A 4,098-nucleotide genomic window follows, 5' to 3' on the forward strand; every position below is an offset into this window, starting at 1 on the left:
ACTCCCGCAGAAGTCCACGCCGAGTACGAGGAGTTGCAGGCAGCGGCATAAGGAGAACCCTCAACACCGCTGTCCGAGAAGCGCAGGGCCCCTCATAGGCATCCTCAGGGGCAGTCGTGGCCCAGAGCCCGGTGGCTCATCCATACCGCCACATCGCACACCCGCAGCCCACTCACCGCCTTCGGTAGCCCCGCGGCCTGCCTCAGTTCCAGCAGTTGGCGGTGCAACACGGCGTCGTCCTCGCGCAGCGCGGCATGGAGAGCGAGCCAGAAGGACGGCGGCCGGCCGACGGCACAGCGGACGATTCGGTCGTAGACCGGGAGCAGTCGGGGACGCTTGCGGGCCAGGACCTTCCCGGCGATGACCCAGTTGACCCCATACTGCTCGCAGAGCAGACTCCAGGCCTGATCCGCCGGCGAGCCGTCGGCCAGAACCGATACATCGGCATCAGCCATGTCGATGTCCCTGGGAATAGCCTGCAGCAGATCGGACAGCCGCACGCCGAGGCGGCCCTCCAAAGCGTCCAGCGCAACAGGCGCCGGAACAGTGACCGACAAGGTCTGCACCGCGACCAGGTCCTCCGCCGTGATCCGGTCGGCAACCTCCGGCCGGTCTCCCCCACCAGCCAGATGCTCGAACCGGCTCCCGGCAAACGCAACCGCGCCAGGCGGCATACCTATCCCAAAGTAACGCTGTAGGTCACCGACGACACGCTCAGAGGGCGTTTGATCTAGGTGGATTGCCCTTTATGTCCTAGTAAGTTCCTCGCCAGGTGGGTGTCGTCTCGTCCGTTATGCGCTTGGTGAGGTTGTCGATCGAGGCGACGTGGATCATGGCCTCGGAGTTGGCGGGCAGGGTCTCGTAGTCTCGGGCGAGGCGCCGGTGCAGCATGATCCAACCAATACTTCGTTCGACAACACAGCGCCTTTTGACAACGTGGAAGCCGCGAACTCCTGGGTTTCTGTTGACGACTTCGACGTCGATTCCGAGGCTGGCGCCGTGCTCGATGACGGCGTTCTTGAAGCCGGTGTCGACCCAGCTCTTGGAGATGGTCGGGTAGGTCTTCTTGGCCTGGTCGAGGAGCTGGATTCCGGCGGCGTTCTCGGACAGGCTCGCGGCGGTGACAGTCACGGCGAGGATGAGTCCGATCGTGTCGGTGAGGATGCCCCGTTTCCTGCCGACGATCTTTTTGGCGGCGTCGGTTCCCTGGCTGCTCAGGGGCACATTGGTGGAGGTCTTCACGCTCTGGGTGTCGATCACGGAAGCGGTCGGTTCGGGCTTGCGTCCTTCCTTCACGCGGGCCAAGCCGGTCAGGTCGTAGTTGAGCTGGGTGAGGATTCCCTCGTCGTGCCAGGCGGCGTAGTAGGCGTAGACAGTGCCGTGGTTGGGGAAGTCGTGCGGGAGGTATTTCCAGGGGATTCCGGTGCGGTTGATGTAGAGGAGTGCGTTGAATACGTCGCGCAGGTCGACCTTGGCCGGCTGTCTGGTGGGCCTGCGGTCGAGCCGAGCCTTTCTCCAGGCCGTCAACGTCGGCTCGATTAAGGCCCATCGGGCGTCGGACAGGTCGCTGGGGTACGGCTTCCGCTGGCTCACGCCGTAGCGTGATCATGGATGCGGCGGACGGTGCTGTTCCGCTGCTGCTGGGCGTTTCTGCCTGATCTTCAAACCAGACGGACTTCGTGCGCGAGAACCGGAACAAACGGGCGGCCAAGTTCGCAGCTCGATGGACGCGGGGGTGCGCGCATGGGGCAAACACCTCAAGCCTGACGGCGATGAAAGTTACTTACCGACATAGACCATCTCTAAATGCCCACTCAGAGGGCGGTTCGTGAGCCTTTGAGAGGTTCTGTCGTCGCCTGATGGTGTGGGTGCGGGCGGAATCTGCTGGTCCGCGGGCGGTGGTCTGCTGATGTGACGGGGTGAGTGAACGCAACCCGTACCCGAGCGACTTATCGGACGAGCAGTGGTCGTTGATCGAGCCGGTGATCACGGCACCGAAGGACCGGCACCGTTCGGTGAGCGGCCATCAGGGCGCCTACGCGATGCGGGAGATCGACGCGATCCTCTACCAGGGCCGGACCGGCTGCCAGTGGGCCTATCTCCCGCACGATCTGCCGCCGAAGAGCGCGACGTACTACTACTTGGCCGCCTGGCGGGACGACGGCACCGACCAGGTCATCCATGAACTCCTGCGCTGCCAGGTCTGTGAGAAGGCCCGCCGATTAGAGGACGCGACCCTGGTCGTGCTCGACACGCAGAGTGTCCACGTGGCTGCCGGGGTCCCCGCCTCCACGACCGGCCTAGACACCGTGGACGTGCTGGGCCTGGTCATCGCCGTCACCGTCCTGGCCGCGAACACCCACGACAACGCCGCGGGCATCCCCCTGCTGGACCAGGTCACCGAGCACACCGACGGCACCGTCCGCAAGGCACTGGTCGACCAGGGCGTCCAGAACCAGGTCGCCGAGCACGGCACCCTCCTCGGCATCGACGTCGAGACCGTCGAACGCAACCCGCAGGACAACAGGACAAGGGGTTCGTCCCGCAGCCGAAGCGGTGGAGAGTCGAGCAGAACTACAGAATCCTGATACTGCACCGGCGCCTGGTCCGCGACTACGAGCACCGGCTGGCTCCTCCGAGTCATAGTTAATACCTGTGGATCTGAGCTGCGCTGATGTCAGCGTGGACTTGCGGGCGAGGATCTGGATCCCCGTTGACTCATGCCCGTTCATGGTGGCCACCGTGATGTTCCGGGTGTCGACGGTTTCGAATCCGGCGAGCAGGGTGGAGAGCCACTCGCGGGAGTGATGGCGGCAGACCGCACCGTCGCCGGTTTCGAACACGCCATAACTGCCGTAGCGATCGGCATAGCGGTTGTAGCGGCTGCGGTTGCGCTCGTCGCCTTGCAGCAGAAGGTCGCTGATGTAGAGGATCCCGCCGGGCTTGAGGACGCGGTTCAGCTCGGCGATCAATCGGTGCTGGACTTCATCGCCAGGGACGCACGTCAGCACGGCGAAGAGGAGGACCGCGTCGAAGCCGGCATCCGCGTAAGGCGAGAGCGGTGGTGCATCCAGGGCTGCAAAGCGCATGGTGGGGTGCAGGTGGCGTGCCCGTTCGATCATTCCTGGCGAGGCGTCGGCCCCCGTGAGGTCGTCGAAGCCGTGCCGTTCGAGCTCCTCCATGATGCGGCCGTAGCCGCATCCGTAGTCGAGGATCGCGGCCTGCCTGCCGATCCCGTTGAGCCAGGGCAGATACAGCGGGTGGGTGAACGTCTTCGTGGCAGCGGCGGCGTCCCAGTAGGAAACCTGGCTGTCGAGGCCGGACATGGCGGAAGCCTCCCTGGGCGCATGGCTGAAGCCGATCATGCTGCCACGGCGGTGGGACGTTCGACGAGTTGGCCCCGCTCGAAGCGTGCACCTGCCCGGACAAGCGCCACCAGGTGAGGCGCGTTCACGGCCCGCCACCTCTGCTGGGCGGACTCCACCAGCTTGAAGACCATCGCCAGGGCGGCGGTGCGGGAACCGGCCCCGCGGGTGACCTTGGTCCGCAGCCGCACGGTGGAGAACGTGGACTCAATGGGGTTCGTGGTGCGCAAATGAATCCAGTGCTCGGCGGGGAAGCCGAAGAAGGCCAGTAGCTGCTCCTGATCGTCGGTGATCTTCTTGACGGCCTTGGGGAACTTCGCGCCGTAGAGCTTGGCGAATTTCTTGATCGCCGCTTCGGCGTGGTCGCGGTCCTCGGCGTTGTAGATGTCCTGGATCGCCTTCTTCGCGCCCGGCTGCGCGGACTTCGGCATGGAGTCGAGCACATTTGCGGTCTTGTGAACCCAACACCTCTGCTCGCGGGTGGCGGGGAACACCTCGGCCAGTGCCTTCCAGAAGCCCAGGGCGCCGTCCCCGACCGCCAGGACCGGGGCGCGTATGCCCCGGCGGGCGCAGTCGCGCAGCAGGTCGGCCCAGGACTCGGCGGACTCGCCGTAGCCGTCCTTGAGCGCGACCAGTTCCTTAGAAGACATCTCATTTGGAGTGTTCGGTAGGGTCTCGGTGTGGGGATCGTTGAGCGGCTAGTGCCGGATGAGTTGTGGGAGTTGTTCCAGCG

The 4,098-nt window shown here is 64.9% G+C and carries 2 protein-coding genes and 3 pseudogenes; 1 reads left to right on the plus strand and 4 read right to left on the minus strand.

The features are described from left to right. Window positions 1-104: 104 nt before the first annotated feature. Both ACFY1J_RS45995 and ACFY1J_RS46000 read right to left on the minus strand, forming a co-directional pair. Entirely contained in the window at window positions 105-740 is a 636-nt protein-coding gene (locus tag ACFY1J_RS45995) for a DUF6308 family protein (RefSeq protein ID WP_390713373.1), read from the minus strand. 13 nt (window positions 741-753) lie between these two features. Next, complete coding sequence (locus tag ACFY1J_RS46000; RefSeq protein ID WP_390733299.1) at window positions 754-1,593, minus strand: IS5 family transposase; 840 nt, start codon at window positions 1,591-1,593, stop codon at window positions 754-756. Between the two features lie 326 nt (window positions 1,594-1,919). Between ACFY1J_RS46000 and ACFY1J_RS46005 the strand changes: the two are divergent. Further along, window positions 1,920-2,626 (plus strand): annotated as a pseudogene (locus tag ACFY1J_RS46005) (transposase); the annotation flags it as partial. A 241-nt stretch (window positions 2,627-2,867) separates the two neighbouring features. Here ACFY1J_RS46005 and ACFY1J_RS46010 read toward each other — a convergent pair. Together ACFY1J_RS46010 and ACFY1J_RS46015 are read right to left on the minus strand one after the other, a co-directional pair. Continuing rightward, window positions 2,868-3,365 (minus strand): annotated as a pseudogene (locus ACFY1J_RS46010) (class I SAM-dependent methyltransferase); the annotation flags it as partial. After that, window positions 3,362-4,006, minus strand: a pseudogene (locus tag ACFY1J_RS46015) (IS256 family transposase); the annotation flags it as partial. The pseudogenes ACFY1J_RS46015 and ACFY1J_RS46010, both read right to left, overlap by 4 nt. Window positions 4,007-4,098 lie beyond the last annotated feature (92 nt).

The organism is Streptomyces sp. NPDC001406 (assembly GCF_042895285.1).
Classification (GTDB): domain Bacteria; phylum Actinomycetota; class Actinomycetes; order Streptomycetales; family Streptomycetaceae; genus Streptomyces.